This window comes from Klebsiella grimontii, from assembly GCF_042137965.1.
GTDB classification, from domain to species: domain Bacteria; phylum Pseudomonadota; class Gammaproteobacteria; order Enterobacterales; family Enterobacteriaceae; genus Klebsiella; species Klebsiella grimontii.
On record NZ_CP169721.1, the window covers coordinates 1,056,498 to 1,077,021 of the forward strand.

The 20,524-nt window shown below is 59.6% G+C and carries 18 protein-coding genes; 8 read left to right on the forward strand and 10 right to left on the reverse strand.

Features of this window, described 5'->3' with window-relative positions; genetic code table 11:
* Positions 1 to 107: 107 nt before the first annotated feature.
* Positions 108 to 548 carry a cysteine desulfurase sulfur acceptor subunit CsdE gene (gene csdE, locus ACE3MN_RS05145; RefSeq protein WP_004132798.1) on the reverse strand — a complete coding sequence of 147 codons (441 nt, stop codon included), beginning with the start codon at positions 546 to 548 and terminating at the stop codon, positions 108 to 110.
* The gene (gene csdA, locus ACE3MN_RS05150; RefSeq protein ID WP_004132800.1) at positions 548 to 1,753 is read right to left on the reverse strand and encodes a cysteine desulfurase CsdA; all 1,206 of its coding nucleotides are present in this window, start codon (positions 1,751 to 1,753) and stop codon (positions 548 to 550) included. Before csdA ends, csdE begins: the two co-directional genes overlap by 1 nt.
* 198 nt (positions 1,754 to 1,951) lie before the next feature.
* Here csdA and ACE3MN_RS05155 point away from each other — a divergent pair, with 198 nt between their 5' ends.
* From ACE3MN_RS05155 to rlmM, 4 genes are all read left to right on the forward strand, one after another.
* Positions 1,952 to 2,176: a YgdI/YgdR family lipoprotein gene (locus ACE3MN_RS05155; RefSeq protein ID WP_004132801.1), complete on the forward strand. Its 225-nt coding sequence runs from the start codon at positions 1,952 to 1,954 to the stop codon at positions 2,174 to 2,176.
* A 353-nt stretch (positions 2,177 to 2,529) separates the two neighbouring features.
* Positions 2,530 to 3,447: a glycine cleavage system transcriptional regulator GcvA gene (gcvA, locus tag ACE3MN_RS05160; protein WP_004114967.1), complete on the forward strand. Its 918-nt coding sequence runs from the start codon at positions 2,530 to 2,532 to the stop codon at positions 3,445 to 3,447.
* A 19-nt stretch (positions 3,448 to 3,466) separates the two neighbouring features.
* On the forward strand, positions 3,467 to 3,862 hold the full coding sequence (locus tag ACE3MN_RS05165) for a DUF423 domain-containing protein (RefSeq protein ID WP_004105073.1): 396 nt from the start codon (positions 3,467 to 3,469) through the stop codon (positions 3,860 to 3,862).
* A complete protein-coding gene (gene rlmM, locus ACE3MN_RS05170; protein ID WP_004124420.1) occupies positions 3,855 to 4,955 on the forward strand; it encodes a 23S rRNA (cytidine(2498)-2'-O)-methyltransferase RlmM in 1,101 nt (366 codons plus the stop codon). The genes ACE3MN_RS05165 and rlmM overlap by 8 nt, the downstream gene beginning before the upstream one ends.
* 61 nt (positions 4,956 to 5,016) lie before the next feature.
* Here the strand turns inward: rlmM and fucR are convergent, their stop codons facing one another.
* The 5 genes from fucR to fucP form a co-directional block, all read right to left on the reverse strand.
* Complete coding sequence (gene fucR, locus ACE3MN_RS05175) at positions 5,017 to 5,727, reverse strand: L-fucose operon activator (RefSeq protein WP_102650039.1); 711 nt, start codon at positions 5,725 to 5,727, stop codon at positions 5,017 to 5,019.
* A 57-nt stretch (positions 5,728 to 5,784) separates the two neighbouring features.
* Positions 5,785 to 6,207, reverse strand: a complete 423-nt coding sequence (gene fucU, locus ACE3MN_RS05180) for an L-fucose mutarotase (protein ID WP_024358518.1) — start codon at positions 6,205 to 6,207, stop codon at positions 5,785 to 5,787.
* Between the two features lies 1 nt (position 6,208).
* Complete coding sequence (gene fucK, locus ACE3MN_RS05185) at positions 6,209 to 7,627, reverse strand: L-fuculokinase (protein WP_004870061.1); 1,419 nt, start codon at positions 7,625 to 7,627, stop codon at positions 6,209 to 6,211.
* A gap of 93 nt (positions 7,628 to 7,720) precedes the next feature.
* Complete coding sequence (fucI, locus tag ACE3MN_RS05190) at positions 7,721 to 9,496, reverse strand: L-fucose isomerase (protein WP_004870066.1); 1,776 nt, start codon at positions 9,494 to 9,496, stop codon at positions 7,721 to 7,723.
* Positions 9,497 to 9,527: 31 nt separating this feature from the next.
* A complete protein-coding gene (gene fucP, locus ACE3MN_RS05195) occupies positions 9,528 to 10,838 on the reverse strand; it encodes an L-fucose:H+ symporter permease (RefSeq protein WP_004870069.1) in 1,311 nt (436 codons plus the stop codon).
* Positions 10,839 to 11,397: 559 nt separating this feature from the next.
* On the opposite strand from fucP, the gene fucA reads away from it, so the two are divergent.
* Complete coding sequence (fucA, locus tag ACE3MN_RS05200; protein ID WP_004124398.1) at positions 11,398 to 12,045, forward strand: L-fuculose-phosphate aldolase; 648 nt, start codon at positions 11,398 to 11,400, stop codon at positions 12,043 to 12,045.
* Positions 12,046 to 12,265: 220 nt separating this feature from the next.
* On the opposite strand, the gene xni is transcribed toward fucA, so the two are convergent.
* Both xni and ACE3MN_RS05210 read right to left on the reverse strand, forming a co-directional pair.
* Entirely contained in the window at positions 12,266 to 13,021 is a 756-nt protein-coding gene (gene xni, locus ACE3MN_RS05205; RefSeq protein WP_004124395.1) for a flap endonuclease Xni, read from the reverse strand.
* Positions 13,022 to 13,118: 97 nt separating this feature from the next.
* Positions 13,119 to 15,062, reverse strand: a complete 1,944-nt coding sequence (locus ACE3MN_RS05210) for an aliphatic sulfonate ABC transporter substrate-binding protein (RefSeq protein ID WP_375364279.1) — start codon at positions 15,060 to 15,062, stop codon at positions 13,119 to 13,121.
* Positions 15,063 to 15,333: 271 nt separating this feature from the next.
* Between ACE3MN_RS05210 and ssuD the strand changes: the two genes are divergently transcribed.
* The 3 genes from ssuD (at position 15,334) to ACE3MN_RS05225 (ending at position 19,425) form a co-directional block, all read left to right on the forward strand.
* Entirely contained in the window at positions 15,334 to 16,506 is a 1,173-nt protein-coding gene (gene ssuD / locus ACE3MN_RS05215; protein ID WP_004870076.1) for an FMNH2-dependent alkanesulfonate monooxygenase, read from the forward strand.
* A gap of 41 nt (positions 16,507 to 16,547) precedes the next feature.
* Positions 16,548 to 17,945 carry an FAD/NAD(P)-binding protein gene (locus ACE3MN_RS05220; protein ID WP_102650038.1) on the forward strand — a complete coding sequence of 466 codons (1,398 nt, stop codon included), beginning with the start codon at positions 16,548 to 16,550 and terminating at the stop codon, positions 17,943 to 17,945.
* A gap of 73 nt (positions 17,946 to 18,018) precedes the next feature.
* On the forward strand, positions 18,019 to 19,425 hold the full coding sequence (locus ACE3MN_RS05225; protein ID WP_024358514.1) for an LLM class flavin-dependent oxidoreductase: 1,407 nt from the start codon (positions 18,019 to 18,021) through the stop codon (positions 19,423 to 19,425).
* 155 nt (positions 19,426 to 19,580) lie between these two features.
* Here ACE3MN_RS05225 and ACE3MN_RS05230 read toward each other — a convergent pair whose 3' ends face one another.
* Positions 19,581 to 20,522, reverse strand: a complete 942-nt coding sequence (locus ACE3MN_RS05230) for an aliphatic sulfonate ABC transporter substrate-binding protein (protein ID WP_024358513.1) — start codon at positions 20,520 to 20,522, stop codon at positions 19,581 to 19,583.
* Between the last annotated feature and the right edge of the window lie 2 nt (positions 20,523 to 20,524).

Below are 20,524 nucleotides of genomic sequence, written 5' to 3' on the forward strand. Positions count from 1 at the left end.
GGTGCGCAGCACCGCCTCCGGGATTGTTCACGGGCGCCATCGCAAAAATGTCTTTCCGCAGCAGGCGCTTTCCCCGGAGGCGGCGCGTTGCGCCTGTCCGGGCTACTTCAAAGAGCGTAAACCTCGCGGGCGGCGGCGAGCACCGCTTCGCTCAGGGCGTTGAGTCCCTGACTGCGCGAGGCGCTCAGCTGGCCGCGCAGCCCCAGCGCATCAAACAGCGCCAGCGGATCCTGCGCCAGCAGCTCGGCGGCGCTTTTACCTTCAACGGCGGCCAACAGCACCGCCAGCATGCCGCGCACGATACGGCCTTCGCTATCGCCGAAGAAATGCAGCTTGCCCTCGGCATCAACGGAATATCCCAGCCAGACGCGGTTTTCACACCCGGCAATCTCTTTGGCTCGCGCTTTCAGGTCGTCCGGCAGCGCGGGAAGCTGCTTGCCCAGTAAAATCAGCTGACGGTATTTATCCTCCCACTGGCTGAGCGGGGTAAACGTCTGGCGTAAAGTCTCTTCGGTGATGCGGGTTCCAAAAGGGTGAGAAGTCGTCATTAGTCCACCAGAATTTCCAGAGCGCGGTCAACGGCGTGCACCAGCGCGTAAACATCGTCTTGCGTATTATAAGGCGCGAAGGAGGCCCGCAGAGTGCCGCTGACGCCAAGCGCCGCCAGCAGTGGTTGAGCGCAGTGCTGACCGGCGCGCAGCGCGATACCCGATTCCGCCAGCAGCGTCACCATATCGCTATGGTGAACGCCGTCAAAATCAAACGCCAGCAGGCTGGCGTCCTGACAGCGGAACGAGCGAAAGCCCGGACGTTTCGCCAGCTCGTCTTCCGCCAGCGTGGCCAGGCCGCGGCACCAGTTTTCCGCCTGCGCGATATCCGTCTCCTCCAGCCACTCCAGCGCCGCGCTCAGGCCAATCACCCCGGCGATATTTGGCGTCCCGGCCTCGAAGCGCCAGGGGACGGGCTGGGTTTTGAAGCCGTCGAAGGTGACTTCGGTAATCATTTTTCCCCCGCCGAACCACGGCGACATCTCCGCCAGCCGTTCGCGTTTGCCATACAGCGCGCCGATGCCGGTCGGCCCGTAGAGCTTATGGCCGGAAAAAGCATAAAAGTCGATATCCAGCGCCTGGACGTCCGCCGGGAAATGCACCGCCCCCTGCGCGCCGTCGACCATTACCACCATCCCGGCAGCGTGGGCCTGGCGAATCGCCAGCGCCAGGTCCGGGCAGCCGCCGGTGACGTTGGACATCTGGCCAATCGCCAGCACCCGGCTGCGCGGCGTGATGAGCGCGCCAAGCGCCGCCACGTCCGGCAGACGGTTGCCCGCCAGCGGCAGCTTCACCACCCGCGCGCCGGTTTGCTCTGCAACCATTAACCACGGCACCAGGTTGGCGTGATGTTCCGCTTCGCTGACGATAATCTCATCGCCGGGTTTCAGCCGCGGGCGCACGTAGCTCTGCGCCACCATATTAATGGCTTCGGTGGTGCCGCGCGTCCAGACGATATCTTCGCCGGATGGGGCATTAAGCAGCGCCGCCACGCGTTCGCGCGCGTTTTCATAGCGTTCGGTTAGCTGCCGGGCGGCGGCGAACTGGCTGCGGTGGACGTTGCCGGCGCTGAGGCGATAGAACTGGTCGCTGGCCTCAATGACCGCCAGCGGTTTGAGCGTTGTCGCGGCGCTATCAAGATAGACGCCGGCGTCGGCCAGCGCCGGGAACTGGGCGCGAAATTGGACGGGGTTGAATGCGTTCATGAGATTCCTCGTATCGATACCAGGATCGTCGCGCAAATCGGCGGGTGATACAAGGTTTGTGCTAACGACTGGAATTTTCTGAATATGACTTCGGGGGGGTAAAAGATGGTTATGCTGAATAGTGTTGGGTTTGCGTTTTAACCTGGTACAGAACGAATCATAAACAGTATAAATAGTCGAAAGGAGAGAAAGATGAAAATGAATAAGACTGCCGCAATTATTTCTGCCTGTGTGCTGACCCTCGGCCTGAGCGCCTGCTCCTCTAACTACGTGATGCATACCAACGATGGGCGCACCATCGTGACCGACGGAAAACCGCAAACGGATAATGATACTGGCATGATTTCGTACAAAGATGCCTGGGGTAACAAGCAGCAGATCAACCGTTCTGATGTAAAACAGCTGGGAGAGCTGGATAAGTAATTGGTTTTTAGCAGGCAAAAAAAAGCACCGCGCAGTGCGGTGCTACATTAAATCACTATGGACAGACAGGGTAAATGTACAGGAAGTGAAAAGGGGTAGCTTCGCTACCATGGTCCGCAAACCCGGACCAATTGCAAACACAACAACACAACATCACAACCGTAAGCCAAAAGCTTGTTGGAACACGCATTCCAAAAAAAGCTCTTCGTTCCGGCTCAGGAAGTGCCGCCACTATAGGTATTTGCTGGTAGAAGCTCAACGGACAAATTATAATAGCTCAGATAAAAAAAACTAATAGGTTAACTATTGTTTCCTGTTTGTTAAATTGCCTTAACATCTAAGCCAGAATAACTATGTCCAAGCGTTTGCCACCTCTGAATGCATTACGTGTTTTTGATGCTGCCGCCCGTCATCTTAGCTTCACTCGCGCCGCCGATGAGCTTTTTGTGACGCAGGCCGCAGTCAGCCACCAAATCAAGTCCCTGGAGGATTTCCTCGGCCTCAAGCTGTTCCGTCGACGCAATCGTTCTCTTCTTTTGACAGAGGAGGGGCAGAGCTATTTTCAGGATATTAAAGAGATTTTCTCGCAGCTCACCGAGGCGACCCGCAAGCTTCAGGCGCGAAGCGCAAAAGGGGCCTTAACCGTCAGTATGCTCCCCAGTTTTGCCATTCAGTGGCTGGTGCCGAGACTCACAAGCTTTAACTCAGCTTATCCGGGAATCGACGTCAGAATCCAGGCCGTGGACCGTCAGGAAGATAAGCTGGCCGACGATGTCGACGTGGCGATTTTTTACGGCCGCGGCAACTGGCCGGGGCTGCGGGTGGAAAAACTGTACGCCGAATATCTGCTCCCGGTGTGTTCCCCGCTGTTGCTCACCGGTGATAAAGCGTTGAAAACGCCTGCCGATCTGGCGCAACATACCCTGCTGCACGACGCTTCCCGCCGCGACTGGCAAACTTATACCCGTCAGTTGGGTCTAAACCATATCAATGTTCAACAGGGACCTATCTTTAGCCACAGCGCAATGGTGCTGCAGGCGGCAATCCATGGACAGGGGGTCGCGCTGGCCAACAATGTGATGGCGCAGTCCGAGATTGAGGCAGGCCGTTTGGTCTGTCCGTTTAATGATGTTCTGGTCAGTAAGAATGCGTTTTATCTCGTTTGTCATGACAGTCAGGCAGAACTGGGTAAAATAGCCGCCTTCCGCCAGTGGATTCTGGCAAAAGCGGCTAATGAACAAGAAAAATTTCGCTTTCGTTATGAACAATAAATCATCGTAGGGTAAACACATGACCAGCCGTTTTATGCTGATTTTCGCCGCGATAAGCGGTTTTATCTTTGTGGCTTTGGGCGCTTTTGGCGCGCACGTTTTAAGTAAAACGATGGGCGTTGCGGAAATGGGCTGGATCCACACCGGCCTGCAGTATCAGGCATTCCATACGCTGGCGATCTTTGGCCTGGCGGTGGCGATGCAGCGCCGCATCAGCATCTGGTTTTACTGGAGCAGCGTCTTTATGGCGCTCGGTACCGTTCTTTTTAGCGGCAGCCTCTACTGTCTGGCGCTCTCGCATTTACGCCTGTGGGCGTTCGTTACGCCGGTCGGGGGCGTCTGCTTCCTCGCCGGTTGGGTATTAATGTTAATTGGTGCAATTCGTCTGAAACGTAAGGGCGTTGTTCATGAATAAAGTTGTCCTCTATTGTCGCCCTGGGTTTGAGAAAGAGTGCGCAGCAGAAATTACCGATAAGGCCTCGCGCCTTGAGGTGTTTGGTTTTGCCCGAGTCAAAGACGACTCCGGCTATGTGATTTTTGAGTGCTATCAGGCCGAAGACGGCGAAAAGCTGGTGCGCGAACTGCCGTTCAGCTCGCTGGTGTTTGCCCGCCAGATGTTTGTGGTTGGCGAACTGCTGCGTGACCTGCCGCCGGAAGACCGGATTTCCCCGATCGTCGGTATGCTGCAGGGCGTGGTGGAGAAGGGCGGCGAGCTGCGCGTGGAAGTGGCCGATACCAACGAAAGCAAAGAGCTGATGAAGTTCTGCCGCAAGTTTACGGTACCGCTGCGCGCGGCGCTGCGCGAGGCGGGCGTGCTGACCAACTATGAAACGCCAAAACGTCCGGTGGTCCACGTATTCTTTATCGCGCCGGGCTGCTGCTACACCGGCTATTCGTTGTCTAACAACAACTCGCCGTTCTATATGGGCATTCCGCGCCTCAAGTTCCCGTCCGATGCGCCAAGCCGTTCGACTCTCAAGCTGGAAGAGGCGTTTCACGTCTTTATCCCGGCGGATGAGTGGGATGAGCGCCTGGCGAACGGTATGTACGCGGTGGATCTCGGCGCCTGCCCCGGCGGCTGGACCTATCAGCTGGTGAAACGCAATATGTGGGTCTCCTCGGTGGATAACGGTCCAATGGCGCAAAGCCTGATGGATACCGGGCAGGTGACCTGGCTGCGTGAAGACGGCTTCAAGTATCGCCCGACGCGCAGCAACATCTCGTGGATGGTGTGCGATATGGTGGAGAAGCCGGCGAAAGTGGCGGCGCTGATGGCGCAGTGGCTGGTGAACGGCTGGTGCCGCGAAACCATCTTTAACCTGAAGCTGCCGATGAAAAAACGCTACGAAGAGCTATCGCGCAACCTGGCCTATATCCAGGAACAGCTCGACGAGCACGGTATCAACGCGCAGATCCAGGCACGCCAGCTGTATCACGATCGCGAAGAGGTAACGGTTCACGTTCGCCGCCTGTGGGCTGCCGTCGGCGGTCGCCGCGACGAACGCTAGTTTGCCCGCTTTTGTAGGCCGGATAAGGTGTTAAGCCGCTATCCGGCGCTGCAAATAGCCGTTATGACTGCGACACGTCCGAAACAATATGCGTCACATCATCCAGATGGCCGATCCGCGCCTCTCCTGAGCGATTAAACTTGCTCTTATCAATCAGCAATAACGATTGCGACGCCCGCTTAAGCAGCAGCGATTTGAACTCGGCGTTCACCGTGTTTGAGTCCCAGAGCGCGCCCTCGCTGTCGATGCCTTCGCAGGAAAAAATGAACAGGTCGATCTCCAGCGCTTTGAGCTGCGAGATAAGCGACGCGCTGACGTAGCAGCCATATTTTCGCTGGAGCGTACCGCCGGAGCAGGTGAGCTGAATATTCTCGCGCTTGCTCAGCTCCTGGCAAATCGGCTGGCTGTTGGTAAAGACGTGAAGGTCGATATCGGGCAGCTGGCGGGCCAGATACCAGCAGGTGGAGCTGGCGTCGAAGGCGATCGTCATTCCAGCTTCTATCCACGCAAGGGCTTCGCGGGCGATATCCGCTTTGTGCGCGTAGTGGCTTTTCAGACGGATATGAAAAGGATCGCCGCTGTCCCGGCTTTGCCGGTGAATGACTTTTGCCCGGCCGTGGTTACGCAGCACTTTCCCCTGGGACTGGAGCTCGCTGAGATCGCGGCGGATGGTTTCTCGGCTGACGTTGAGCTGTAGCGATAAGGCTTCGGTGGTCAGGCTGTTATGGTTAATGAGCAGGTCTAGTATCGCTTGCTGTCGTGCCGCTTTCATTTTTCTCACCCTGGCGTTCGCTGAGCGCCCGCATCAGACGGGCGCTCCGGCATGAGATTACGGCGTTACTCCTTTTTTTAAAAGAATATTCCCGTACTTAGCGCGCTCACCTGTGATAACGATCGCAAAGGCTTTTTGCGCCCGCTCGTAGAAAGCAAAGCGGTCGATGCGGGCGATCTCCGGGCAGGGCGCGGGGCGGGAAAGCGCCTCGCGGTAGCGCGTTTCCACCTGCGGGTCGAGGGAGTCGCCCGCCACGGCGGCCATCATCACCAGCGGCGGAGCGTAGCTGTCTAACTCAAACAGCGGAATAATCGCCTGCAGCAGGTCGCTGACCAGCAGGCCGTCGGCGCGAATCACCTGGGGCCCCATGCTGTGCGCCGGGAAGTGGGCATCGGAAAAAATAATCTCATCGCCGTGCCCCATTTCCGCCAGCACCTTCAGTAGCTCCGGTGATATTAACGGGGAAATCGTTTTTAGCATCTCATACTCCCTCAATCAGTTCGGGTTCGGTTTGCGGGTAAAAATAGCGATACTGATAGCTCACTTGCGCTCGGGCCTGCTCCGGGCTGCTGAATTCACCGACGCCATACCAGCCAAACATGGCGGCGCCGGCGACGGTGGTTTCGGCGTCATCCAGTACTTTAATCGGGATATCCAGCCTGTTGGCTTTGATCTGATTCCACAGCGCGTTGCGGCTGCCGCCGCCGACCAGCAGCAGTTCGCTGGCGTTAAAGTGACCGATTTTTTGCAGCGTTTGTAGGTTGTTCGCCAGCTGTTCGGCTAATCCCTCCAGCGCGGCGAGGTAGAAGTGACCGCGAGTGGTATTCAACGTGATGCCCTGCCAGCCCGCGTTTGGGCTGGATAGCAGGTCGCACTGCATCTTCACCTTCTGAGCGCCGTCGGGGAGGGCACGGGCCTCGTCAATCAACGTTTGCCACGGCGTTTCAGGCGTCCACAGCAGCTGGCGTACCCATTCCAGCACGCCGGAGGCCAGCCACTGCATGCCCGGGTTATAGCGTCCCGGCTGGCTATCCAGCTCGCAGGTGGAGCCCGCATAGTGGCTGAGCAGCGGCGTGTTCACCTGGGCGCTGCGCACCATCAGGATTTCCCAGGTGCCGGACGACAGCACAGGTTCATCCTGCTCCGCGCCCGCGCCAAACAGCGCGAACTGGGTATCGTGCCCGGCGGAGATGACCGGAATGCCGACGGCTAAACCCAGCATCTTCGCGGCATCGCTTTGCAGCGTGCCGATCTGCTGGCCCGCTTCAACGAGCCGGGGAAACAGGCGGCGCGGCAGCCCCGTCGCCTGCAGGATCTGCGTGCTGAAATCCCGCTGATGGATATCCAGCATCTGGCTGGTGCCCGCCATGGTGATATCGGTTGTGAATTCCCCGGTCAGACGCTGGTTGAGAAGCGAGGAGATGAACAGCCAGGCGCGGGCTTTCTCCAGCAGCTGCGGGTGGTTCTCTTTCAGCCAGATCAGCTTATACAGGGTGTTGAAGGCAAATGCGCCGACGCCAGAGATCTGCTGGAGCTGCTGCGCGGGCATAAAACGGCTGATATTGTCCATCACCGCCGCGGTGCGCGGACATTTCCAGCTGATGACCGGATAGAGCAGCTTGCCCTGTTCATCCACCAGCGCGCCGTCGACGCCGAAGGTGGTGACCGTGATGCCGCGAACCGTGCAGGATGAGAGCGGGTCGCTAATCTGCCGGCAGCACTCGGCGAAGCGTTGCAGGATCGCCTCCAGCGACCACTGGTGCCAGGCGCTGTTCTCCACGGCGATATCGCTGGCGTTGGTCGTTGCGGCGCGGGCGATAATGTTCCCCCGGCGGTCAACCGCAATCGCCCGCACGTTGGTGGCGCCGCAGTCGAGGACCAGGATGACGTCTTTTTTCATCGTTAACTCCATAAACGTCGCCGGATGGCGCCGCGCTTATCCGGCCTACGGTTCTGTAGGCCCGGTAAGCCTGCGCCACCGGGCAAAGCCGTATTAACGCTTATACAGCGGGCCGTAGTTCTGGCAGGCGCGGTAATCCTGGCCTTCGCTATCCATCCCGTGGGCAGACCAGCTGGAGGGGCGGTAGATTTTCGCCTCTTCTACGTTATGCATGCAGACCGGGATCCGCAGCATCGACGCCAGGGTGATAAAGTCGGCGCCGACGTGCCCGATGGTCAGCACGCCGTGGTTAGCGCCCCAGTTCGCCATCACCGAGTAGACGTCGGAGAACGGGCCTTTACCGGTCAGACGCGGCGCAAACCAGGTGGTTGGCCAGGTGGAGTTGGTGCGGGCATCGAGCTGGTCATGCATCGCTTTCGGCAGCTCTACGCTCCAGCCTTCGGCGATTTGCAGTACCGGGCCAAGACCTTTGATGATATTCACGCGGGTCATGGTGAACGGCACGCCGCCTTCGGTCAGGAAGCGGGAGGAGAAGCCGCCGCCGCGGAAATATTCATGAATCGCCGGACACCATTCGGTGGCCGCCAGGCAGGCGTCGGCCTCCTGCTGGCTGATTTCCCAGTGCGGTTTCATGGTTGGCTTGCCGTCAGCATCGCGCTGTTTGCAGGCGCCGTCGAGCGCCGCCGAACCGGAGTTGATCAGGTGGATAATGCCGTGCTCCGCCAGCCCGGTGAGCGGTTGGCCGGTGACGCGCTCTACCGCTTCCGGCGACCAGTAGGTGCGCACGTCGGCAAATACCTGGGCGGTGCCGGTCAACTGGTGGCCCATCAGCATCGCCACGCCGTTGAGGCTGTCGTTTTCGGTGGCGACGACAAAGGGTTCGCGTACGCCGTTCCAGTCGAACGAGCTATTGAGCAGCGCTTCGGCGGTATCGCCGTTGGGGTATTGATCGGTCCAGTGGCGCTGGCCCTGAAAACCCGCGGCAATGGCGTTGTAGCCCAGCGACTCTTCGACCAGCCCTTTTTCCGCCAGCTTGCTGTTGCCCTGCATCATGTCGCGGATGCACATCGCCATCAGCAGGCTCTCTTTCAGCACCGCGCGGCTCTGTTCGGCGTTGCGCTTATACTGCTGCGCGTTCTGGTCTTCGCCGTAGCGGAAGTTTTTATCCGCCCACGCCAGCGCCATTTCCAGCTCGCTTTCATCATAGATTTTCTGGTCGATGCGGCGGCGCAGTTCGGTCATGTCCACCGCCTGCACCTTCATGCCGAGCCAGGACTCGAAGAAGTTGTGATCGACGATAGAACCGGCGATACCCATCGACACGCCGCCGACGGAAAGATAGCTTTTGCCCTTCATGCTGGCGACCGCTAAGCCGGCGCGGGCAAAGCGCAGCAGTTTTTCTTCGACATCCGGCGGAATGGTGGTGTCGTCGGCGTCCTGTACGTCGTGGCCATAAATGGAGAATGCCGGAATACCCTTCTGGCTATGCGCCGCCAGCGCCGCCGCAAGGTAAACCGCGCCGGGGCGCTCAGTGCCATTAAAGCCCCAGATGGCTTTTGGCCGCAGCGGATCCATATCGATAGTTTCGCTGCCGTAGCACCAGCACGGAGTGACGGTAATGGTGACGCCGACGTTCTGGCTGCTGAATTTCTCTTCGCAGGCGGCGGACTCCGCCATACCCGCGATGCAGCTGTCGGCGATGACGCACTCAATCTGCGCGCCGCAGGCGTGACGCAGTTTTTCCGCGATCAGCGCGGCGGTGGCTTTCGCCATGTTCATGGTTTGCTCTTCCAGCGACTCGCGTACCCCCATGCGGCGTCCATCGATCACCGGGCGGATGCCAATTTTCGGTAAGCTGATTTTTTTCATTACAGATTCCTCACGTTATTCGGATAAATGTTTAGTTAGCTGCCGTTTGCGAACGGAAACGGGCGAAGATGAAGATGACGGCAAAGCACAGCGCCGGGACCAGTTCGGCGGTGGGAATGTTGCCGGCGGCGTCGCTGACAAAGCCCATCACTGGAGTGACGATCCCGCCGCCAATAATGGTCATGACGATAAAAGAGGAGCCGTATTTGGTGTCCTGCCCCAGGTTTTTGATGCCCAGCGAGAAGATGGTCGGATACTGAATGGACATAAAAGCGCTGCACAGCGTCAGAGCCAGCAGACCCACGTGGCCGCCGGTGAAAGCGGAAATCAGGCACAGGATCATGGAAAGCAGGGCGTAGGCCGCCAGCACTTTATGCGGCGCGAAGCGGCTGATGAGCCAGGTACCGGAGAAGCGACCGATAAAGAAGCACACCATGGTGCCGGTCAGATAGTTGGCGGCGAAACCGGGCGTCATGCCGGGGATCTCTTCGATAGCGTAGCGAATCAGATAGCTCCAGCAGGCGGTTTGCGCGCCGACGTAGCAGAACTGCGCCAGCACCGCCCAGCGCCAGTGGCGAACGCGGACCAGGCGAGCAAGGGAAGCGGAGAAGGAACTCTGGGTGGCGTCACTATGGTCGTCGCTCTGCAGGGCTGGAAATTTGGTTAACATAATCAACAGAGCGACCAGTAAGACAACCGCGACGATGATCATATAGGGGGTTTGCACCGAGAGCACCAGGCTGTGCTTATAGGCGCTAAGCTGCTCCGGAGCCATTTTATCGAGCACATCCTGCGATTGATGCGGCACATTAGACAAAATAAGACTTTGCCCAAAAACCACTGCAATAATGGCGCCAAAGGAGTTAAAGGTCTGTGCCAGATTAAGCCGGAAGTGACCGCCGCTTTCTGGGCCTAAAACGGTAACAAACGGGTTTGCCGCGGTTTCTAAACACCCTAAGCCCGCAGCAATAATAAACAGGCCAATCAGAAATAAGGTGTAATTCATGACCTCGGCGGCGGGCCAGAATAGCGCGGCGCCAAAAGCATATAAGAACAGTCCGGTAATAATGCCGGCTTTATAACTTAACTTTTTCATCAAAATCCCGGCCGGAATAGGGATGACGAAATAGCCGAAATAAAAGGCGGATTGAATCAGCCCGGCCTGAAAATTAGTCAGCGTAAAGGCTTGTTGAAATTGTGGTAATAAAATATCGTTGAGATTATTTGCGACCGCCCAAAGAAAAAATAACGAGCACAGCAGGGCGAAGGGAATAATGTAGCGCTTGCTTTTCCCTGTCTCTACCGCACGAAAACTCTGCGTTTGTATTGTTGTGTTTCCCATAGCATCCTCATTGGTTCAGAAGCGTGTTCAGCGGCCGGTTTATACCCACCAGACCACAATAATCAGGTGAGCTCTTGCGGCGACGTCAACAGTGAAATAAACATCACGGAATGAACTCATGAAGGCATTTTCAAATTAAAAACGCCTTTTAATATGATGGCGGTCACATTTAGTATCCACTCGGTGCTTTTATGTGATTATCATCACTTTAATAATCAGAAAAACATGACCGTTTGAGAAAGTTAATTCTAAAACCCACAGGTTGAATGCCCGATTTAATTTATAATAAGGAAAACGGTCAGTTGTTAAAACTATCAGCAAAATGCCCGTTTTTAAATCTATTAGTAAGAACGGGCATTTTTCATCAGGCAAAAACGAGAGAGCGCTTTTTTTTACCCTGAAATAAGTGAGGGGTATCACAGAACCGGTGAATGTAAATTCCTTTCTGATTATTCGGGATGAAGATGATGGGCAATTATTCGAGTTATTCAACAGCGTCGCGCGTCTTATCCGGCGAGCCGTCTGTTGTCGTATTGCGCATGATAAAGAGAGGTAAAGAATGGAACGAAATAGACTGGCCCGGCAGATTATTGATACCTGCCTGGAAATGACCCGGCTGGGGTTAAATCAGGGGACCGCCGGCAACGTGAGCGTGCGTTATCAAGGGGGAATGCTGATCACGCCGACGGGTATTCCTTACGAGAAGCTGACGGAGGCGCACATTGTGTATATTGATGCCGAAGGTCAGCATGAGCAGGGCAAACTGCCGTCCAGCGAGTGGCGTTTTCATCTGGCGGCCTATCAGACCCGCCCTGACGCTCACGCGGTGGTGCATAATCACGCGGTTCACTGCACGGCGGTGTCGATTCTCAACCGCCCCATTCCCGCCATTCACTATATGATTGCGGCGGCGGGGGGCAACTCTATCCCCTGCGCGCCCTACGCCACGTTCGGTACCCGCGAGCTGTCTGAGCATGTGGCCGTGGCGCTGAAAAACCGCAAAGCGACGCTGCTGCAGCACCATGGCCTGATCGCCTGTGAAGAGAACCTGGAGAAAGCCCTGTGGCTGGCGCATGAAGTCGAGGTGCTGGCGCAGCTCTATCTCAGCACCCTGGCGATTATCGATCCGGTGCCGGTTCTTGATGACGAGGCCATCGCTGTTGTGCTGGAGAAATTCAAAACCTACGGATTACGTATCGAAGAGTGATGCCGTAAGCGAAGGTTTCTGCCGACGGCTTGCGGGAAATTCAGCGACTCTGCGCTCGGCTCCCGGGGGCGGCGCTTGACGCGCCTTGCCCGGGCTACGGGTTTCCCGCCGGCTGCGATCCGGTAGCCCGGACTACGAGCTCACCGCCGTCTACGGAGCGGTAGCCCGGACAGATGCGCAGCATCGCCTCCGGGAAGCCGTGCGCTCTCTGGACCCAACGCTACCGGGCCAGCCGCAGCTGCTGCAGATTGCCGTCCAGCTGTAAATCGGTTTGCAGGCGCGCGATTTCCCGGCAGGTGAAGGCCATCTCTTGCTGTTCTTCCAGCTTCTTGCGCCACTTCTCCGGCACGTCCGCCAGCCGCGCGTAGATTCCTTCCAGATCCTGAAAATCGGTTAACAGCTGGGCGGCGCTTTTTGGGCCAATCCCCGCCACGCCGGGAACCTTTGAGCTGCTGATGCCCGCCAGCCCCCAGTAGTCAGGCAGCTGTTCCGGCGTCACGCCGAACTCTTTGGCGATAAACGGCGCGTCGAGCCAGCGCTTCTGGAAATAGTCGCGGATGCGAATCGTCGGCGACAGCAGCTGGCAGTAGCCTTTGTCGGTTGAAACGATGGTTGCCTGATGGCCGGCCTGCGCCACTTTGACCGCCAGGGTCGCGGCGAGATCGTCAGCTTCGCTGCCGCTGAGCGCCCAGCAGCGAAACCCGCGCTGCTCAAACGCCGCCCGCAGCGCCGGCATTTCCGCTTCGAGGGTCTCCGGCATCGGCGCGCGCCCGGCTTTATAATCGGGCAGGCGCTGATGCCGCCAGCCGTGGCCGCGGTCTTCATCATCAAATACCGCCACCACGTGGGTCGGCTGGCTATGAACCACCAGCTGTTCGAGCGCATGCAGGCAGGTATCGACGCAGGGTGACCCCTGCACCGCATGGATGCGGCGAATCAGATTAAGTGCGTCGACGATTAGCAAATGAACGGCCACGGATCCCCCTTATTCTCAACGTCTTTTAGGGTAACACCACCGCGCGGATGAGGCTATTGGCGCCAGGGAAATCAGGAAGATGCCTCGCAGTTTCCGGCTAACCAACGTGCATCAGCGGGCGGGGATCGCTATGAGTGGCCTCGCCGTACCAGACCGCCTCGCGCACCGATACCGGTTTGTGGATAAGGCCCAGCGCGTAAAAACGATCGGCGATACTTTGCTGGGCGCGAATCACGTTGAGATCCATCGGCCGCGGGCGATGGCTGCGGCGCGCCAGGGCTCGGGCCAGAGAAGCGGCGTTAAGCCCCAGCTCGGCGGAGAGCAGTCCGACGGCTTCCTGCCGATGCTGGTCGATAAACTGTCCGGTTTGCGTCAGTTCGGCCAGCAGGCGCTGCATGATATCGCTATTGCGGCTGGCGTAGTCGCGGCGCGACAGGTAGAACTGGTGGTTATTGACGCGCCCCTCGCCGCTGGCGACAACCCGTAGTTCACCGCTATATTCCGCGTCGCTGAGCAGCGGATCCCACATCATCCAGGCGTCCACCGCCAGGTAATCGCTGGCGGTCAGCGGGTACTTCGGCGGAATGTAGACCACTTTGACGTCGTTTAACGCCAGCCCGGCCTCTTCCAGGATATGTAGCAGCAGCCAGTGCACGTTAGAGCCTTTATTCAGCGCGATACGCTTGCCGCGCAGGTCGCTAAGGGTGCGAATATCGCTGTGCTGCGGGACGACCATCGCCACGCTTTGCGGCGCGGGCGGTTCCCAGGCGACGTAGACCAGCTCGCTGTTAGTGGCCTGCGCGAAAACCGGCGGCGCTTCGCCGGTGGTGCCAAAATCGATTTCATCGCAGGCCAGCGCGTGCAGCAGCTGCGGCCCGGCGGGGAACTCGCTCCACAGTACGCTGACGCCGCGGCTGGCAAAGGCTTGCTCAAGACTTTGCCGCGCTTTCAGGATGCCAAGATTGCCAAAGCGCTGGAAGCCGATGCGCAGTTCCCGGTCACGAGAGACCTTTTTGACCGCCGCGCTGTAGAGGGGCTCCTGACGGCGGCGGCTTTTGATGATGCCCAAATTTGCCAACTGCGTGCGCAGCGCGTGGCGGCTGATACCGAGCAGCGCTGCGGCCTGGCTTTGATTATCGTCACTGTGGGCCATCGCGCCGCGTATCAACGCCCCGGTGACCCTTTCCCACAGCGGTTCGCCCGGCAGGGAAAGCTGACGACGAATAAAATCGTCGAGTTCATTATCGCCAACTGCCGAGGGCTCGTTGTTCAGCGTCGTCAGCCGCAGCTGGGCGGGGCCGATCTCCTCTTCTTTACTCAGCAATACCGCGTTATGCAGAGTGTTCTCCAGCTCGCGAATATTGCCCGGCCAGGGGTACTCCATCAGCCTTGCCAGCGTCTCCGGGGCCAGACTGCGAATCGGACGACCCAGACGGCGGGCGTAGAGCGAGAGAAAATGGTCCGCCAGCACCGGAATATCCTGGCGACGCTGGCGCAGCGGCGGCAGCGGCACGATGGCGATATTCAGCCGGTAGTAGAGGTCTTCGCGGAAACGACGCTCGCGGATGGCCTGCATCAGATCCACGTGGGTGGCGGCGATTACCCGCACATCGACCTTAACGGCCTTGCGTGAGCCGACGCGGGTGATTTCGCGCTCCTGCAGGACGCGCAGCAGTTTCACCTGGAGCGCCAGGCTAAGCTCGCCGATTTCATCGAGCAGCAGCGTGCCGCCTTCCGCCGCCTCGAACCAGCCGGGATGGCTTTGTACCGCGCCGGTAAACGCCCCTTTTTCATGGCCGAACAGCTCCGCTTCCGCCAGGCTCTCGCTGAGCGCGCCGCAGTTGACGGCCAGGAACGGCCGTTGGCGGCGCGGGCTATGGTGATGCAGATAGCGGGCGACAACCTCTTTACCGGTGCCGGTTTCGCCGACGATCAGCACGGTCGCCTCGGTGGGGGCCAGTTTATCCAGCAGGCTCTGAAACGCTTTTGACGCCGGGTCGATCAGCGTGGGCGTTGAGGATGGAAATTCAGGATTCAGCATGGTTGACCTCCGACTTTTAATGCCCTGAACTTATCCTGTGCCGGGGTTGGAAACCAGAGGGCTAGCCCGTCGCGCTGTTGCAAAAGCCGCAGCCCGGACGCACTGTCTGCTGCATTTGCAACAGCGGTATACGGTTCTGTTTTATCTAACTGACTGATTTTGTTTTGTTAATTTTTCGTTCACCATTGGCACGATTATCGCTAACACTCATATAACCAAATTAAAACAACTCTTCGATAAATATCGGATATGGTTATATAGGAAATCGATAATGACGCAAAAAGCCGACGATAAAATCAACGTGTTCTGGTTTCTGCCCACCCACGGCGATGGCCGCTACCTGGGCACCGCGGAGGGCGGGCGACCGGTTGATTTGCCTTACCTGCAGCAGGTGGCGCTGGCGGCCGACAGCCTGGGCTACTACGGTGTGCTGATCCCGACGGGAAAAAGCTGCGAGGACTCCTGGCTGGTGGCCTCGGCGCTGGCGCCGCTGACCCGTCGCCTGCGCTATCTGGTGGCCGTTCGTCCGGGCCTGCAGCCGCCGACGCTGGCGGCGAGGATGGCGACGACGCTCGACCGTCTGTCGGGCGGTCGGCTGCTGATTAACGTCGTCACCGGCGGCGATCCGGTGGAAAACAAAGGCGACGGTATTTTCCTCAGCCACGGCGAACGCTATCAGGTCACCCGCGAATTTCTCGACGTCTACTCGCGCCTGCTGAAAGGCGAAAAGGTGGACTATCACGGCGAGCATATCCACGTGGAAGGCGCGGAAGTGCTGTTTCCGCCGGTACAGGAAAACGGTCCGCCGCTGTTTTTTGGCGGCTCCTCTGAGGAAGCCATCGACGTTGCCGCCGATCAAATCGATACCTATCTGACCTGGGGAGAGCCGCCGGCGCTGGTGGCCGAAAAGCTGGCGGTAGTGCGCGAGCGCGCCGCCGCCCGGGGCCGCACGTTGCAGTACGGGATTCGTCTGCATGTGATTGTTCGCGAAACCGAAGAGGAGGCGTGGGCCGCCGCCGATCGGCTGATTTCTCACCTTGATGACGAGACCATCGCCCAGGCGCAGAAAATTTTTGCCCGTATGGACTCCACCGGCCAGGCGCGCATGAGCTCGCTGCATAAAGGATCGCGCGACAATCTGCGCATTGCGCCGAACCTGTGGGCGGGCGTAGGGCTGGTGCGCGGCGGGGCGGGAACGGCGCTGGTCGGCAATCCGCAGCAGGTGGCAGAGCGCATTCGTGAATATCAGGCGCTCGGTATCACCAATTTTATCTTCTCCGGCTACCCGCATCTGGAAGAAGCCCATCGTTTCGCTGACCTGGTCATGCCGCTATTGCCGCTGGCAGGCCACGATCAGCCGAAGGCGCGTAGCGTCAATACCGGCCCGTTCGGCGAAACTATCGGCGGCGATAAGCGTCCGGTGAAACAGGTCAGCGCAAGCTGAGGAGGCGCGTATGTTACTGCGGTTTCTGAAGGCGGTGGGCTATGCAAACTGAACCGCACGTGGCGATCGTCGGCGGCGGATTTAGCGGCGCGGCGGTGGCTATTCATCTCCTGCGCCTGGCGCCGGCTGGCGTGCGGGTCACGCTGCTGGAGCCGCGCGAGGTGCCCGGCGCGGGCGTGGCCTACTCCACGACCGAACCGAGCCATCGGATTAACGTTCCCGCGGCGCGGATGCAGCTTGCCGGGGAAGAGGAGGGCGCGTTCGACCGCTGGTACCGCAGCCAGCCTGCTTTTGCTGATGATCCGCAGGCTCTGCTGGAAGACGGCGCTGTCTATCCGCAGCGCGGCCAGTTTGGCCGCTACGTCGCCCAGCGTTTCGCCGAGGAGGCGAGCGCCAGCGGCGGGCGTCTGACGCATCTGCGCGAGCAGGCGCTAAGGTTTAAAGATGGCGAGATTATCACCGATGGCGGTCATCGGCTGCCGGCCGATCTGCTGGTGCTGGCCATCAGCCATCCGCCGCCCTCGCTGCCGTCGCTGGCGACGCCGTTCGCGACCCATCCGGCGCTCATCGCTAACCCCTGGCGAACGGGCGTGCTGGACGCTATCGCGCCGCAGGCGAGCGTCGCGGTCATGGGCACCGGCCTGACGATGGCGGATACCATCGCGACGCTGACGCGGCTGGGACATCGGGGGCCGATAACGGCATTTTCACGCCGCGGGCTCCTCTCCCGCAGCAACCTGAGCGGCAGCGCTGACCCTTGGGAAGGCGAGTATGCCCACGGATCGCTGCGCCAGCGGCTGCGGCAAATCCGCCGGGATATCGACCGCGCCGCGGAGCGGGGGCAGGCCTGGCAGGTGGTGCTGGACGCGGTGCGTAATCAGGGGCAGGAGATCTGGCAGGCGCTGTCGGTGGCCGATCGTCAGCGCTTCCTGCGTCATTTACGCAGCTACTGGGACGTTCACCGCTATCGTATCGCTCCCCAGGTCGCCGGGATTCTTGAGCAGCGCCAGCGCGACGGCAGCCTGCGGGTGCTGGCGGCCAGGCTGACGGCGCTGGCAGACGACGCGCAAAAATTGACGCTAACCCTCTCGCCCCGGGGCGGTGAAGCGCAGTGGGTGAGCGTTGACCATTTTATTTTAACTACCGGCCCGGCGCACGGGGCCCTCACCAACAGCCAGCCGCTGCTGCGCCAGCTGAGCCAGGAGGGGCTGATTCGCGCCGACGCGTTTGGCCTCGGACTGGACGTCGATCGCCGCTCGCGGGCGATTGGCCGGGAAGGGCGGGCCGCGCCCAATCTGCTGGTCTCCGGACCTGCCGCGCGGGCCCATTTCGGTGAACTGATGGGGCTACCGCAGGTGGCCGACCATGCCGCCGCCGTAGCCGCCGAAGCATTGCTGGCGCTGGGCATTAAACAATCCGCCCGATGTCCGGCGTTCTGAACGCCTTTTATCCCCTGATTCCCTTAATGATTATGCGCGCGTCCCGACAGCGGGGCGCGCCGTGGAGAGCGCTATGTCATCACAACGTGAAATTCGTCTGAACGCTTTTGATATGAACTGCGTCGGCCATCAGTCGCCGGGGCTGTGGGCCCATCCGCGCGACCGCTCCTGGCAGTATAAAGACCTTGAGTATTGGGTCGACCTGGCGCGTCTGCTGGAGCGCGGCAAGTTTGACGGGCTGTTTATCGCCGACGTGCTGGGCGTCTATGACGTGCTGAACGGCAACGGCGATGCGGCGCTCCGCCAGGCGGCGCAGGTGCCGGTCAACGATCCGCTGGCGCTGATCACGCCGATGGCGCTGGTGACGGAGCATCTCGGATTCGGCCTGACCGCTTCGCTCTCCTTTGAACATCCCTATCCGTTCGCTCGCCGCCTGTCGACGCTCGACCATCTGACAAAGGGGCGAGTGGGCTGGAATATCGTGACCTCCTATCTGGAGAGCGGGGCGCGTAATATTGGCCAGAAAGCGCAGACCGACCACGACGCCCGCTACGACTACGCCGATGAGTATCTGGAGGTGGTTTATAAATTGCTGGAAGGGAGTTGGGAGGATGGCGCGGTGCTGCGCGACAGGGAACGTAAGATCTTCAGCGATCCGCGAAAAATTCATCCGATTAACCATCAGGGCAACTTCTTTTCGGTGCCGGGGATCCACCTCTGCGAGCCATCGCCGCAGCGTACGCCGGTGCTCTATCAGGCGGGCGCCTCCAGCCGCGGCAAGCAGTTCGCCGCCGGCCACGCCGAGTGCGTATTTGTCGGCGCGCCGTCGAAAGTACTGCTGAAAAAGACGGTGGCGGATATTCGTCGTCGCGCCGAGGAGGCCGGGCGCGATCCGCGTAGCATCCTGATCTTCAATATGCAGACGGTCATCGTCGGCGAAACCGACCGTGAAGCCCAGGCGAAGTGGCAGGAGTATAAACCGTACGTTAGCTACGAAGGGGCGCTGGCGCTGCTCTCCGGCTGGACCGGCATCGACCTTGGTCAGTATCAGCCGGATCAGGTGCTGGAGTATCTGCATACCAACGCGATTCAGTCGATGGTGGAGGCGTTTTCCACCGCCGATCCGAATAGCCAGTGGACCGTGCAGAAGCTGGCGGACTGGGCGGGAATCGGCGGCTTCGGCCCGCTGGTGGTCGGCAGCCCGCAAACGGTCGCCGATGAGCTGCAGTCCTGGGTCGAGGAGACCGACGTCGATGGCTTTAACCTCGCCTATGCGGTGACCCACGAAACCTTCCGCGACGTGGTGGATTTGCTGGTCCCGGAGCTGCAAAAGCGCGGCGTGTTTAAGCAGGAGTATCGCGAAGGAACCCTGCGTGAGAAGCTGTTTGGCGCTGGCGCGCGGCTGGCTGCGCCACATCCGGGCGCAGGCTATCGTCGCGGCGAGCAGGTCGCGGTCGCGAGCGAAGAGAAGGTGAGTTAATTCCCTCTCCCCTAAGGGCGAGGGGGCGGGAGTGCGGGGAGGTGTTTTTTCCCGGAGGCGGCGCTTGACGCGCCTGTCCGGGCTACGGGTCCACCGTCGTCTGCGGGCCGGTAGCCCGGGTAAGGCGCCTGCGCCGCGACCCGGGAAGAGAAGGCTTACTGCTTATCCAGCGACCAGGTTGCGCTGCGCACATCGACTTTCACCGGCAGCAGGCCGATGCGGGTGAAGGTATCCGCCAGTGCCTGCTGTTCGTTATAGACCGCAGGGGTCATGCGCTCGGCGCCGTAGGGCAGACGCGCCAGCGTTTTCAGCCAGATAGCCTTATCCAGCCCGGTTGAGGTGGAGAGGATCCCGGCGGCATCGTCCTGATGACCGTTGGCCCATTCGCTCAGTTTACCCAGCTCATCCACCACCTGCTTTGCGGTATCCGGATACGTGTCGGCAAATTTGCGGCTGGCCAGGTAGAAGGTGTAGTGCGGCACCAGCCCTTCGGCATTGCGAATCTGTCGCGCTTTGGCGTTGGTTTCCACTTCGGCGAGGAACGGATCCCAGATAACCCAGGCGTCAATGGCGCCGCGCTGGAAGGCGGCGCGGGCGTCAGCAGGCGGCAGATAGACCGGCGTGATATCTTTATAACTCAGCCCGGCTTTCTCCAGCGCGGTCACCAGCAGATAGTTCACGTCGGAGCCTTTATTGAGCCCCACGCGCTTGCCCTTAAGGTCGGCGACACTCTTAATCGCCGAGTTTTCCGCCACCACGATGGCTTCGGTTTTAGGATTCGCCGGCGAGTGGGCTAAATAGACCAGATCCGCCTGCGCCGCCTGGGCAAAGGCCGGCGGCGCATCGCCGGTGGCGGCGAGGTCGATGCTGCCGACGTTCAGCCCTTCCAGCATCTGCGGTCCGGCGGGGAATTCAATCCAGCGTACGGCGATACCCTGCTTTTTGAAGCTTTCATCGAGAGTGCCGCGATATTTCAGCAGCGCGAAGATATTGGCTTTCTGATAACCAATATTCACGGTCTCTGGCGCTTTCGCCAGCGCGGAAGCGGATAAGCCAGCCAGCAGGAGCAGCAGCGCCGGGCGGGATAATCTGAGCATGA